We start from the raw sequence: 329 nt of genomic DNA on the forward strand, positions 1-329 counted from the left end.
ACCCAACTTTGTCATTACCCTTTTCAGAGTACATAACGGCTTTCTGCATAAGGACTACAGTACCTTCATAAGCAAACTTGAGCTGCCCTTTCTTGGCTCCAGAGAATGCTTTACCTGAACCAACTGATTCTTCAATGAAGTTCCAACTAATAGTCATGTTGTAACGGTATCCACCGTTAGAACGAATATTAATGGATTTAGAAGGTATTGTTGGATATACGGGTCTTTTAGGAGGCTTCCCTATGGGAATATCCCTATTACCACTGCGAGATTTCCTCCATTCCTGGTAAGCATCAAAGTCCCTGTTAGCCTGAGCAAAGCCTTCTACC

General features: G+C 42.2%; 1 protein-coding gene. It reads right to left on the bottom strand.

Going from position 1 to position 329, the window contains the following annotated elements; genetic code table 11:
- The coding region (locus Y882_RS20610) for a hypothetical protein (protein ID WP_211259231.1) at positions 1-329 on the bottom strand (329 nt) is incomplete at both ends.

The sequence above is a fragment of the Dyella japonica DSM 16301 genome (genome assembly GCF_001010355.1).
Classification (GTDB): domain Bacteria; phylum Pseudomonadota; class Gammaproteobacteria; order Xanthomonadales; family Rhodanobacteraceae; genus Dyella; species Dyella japonica.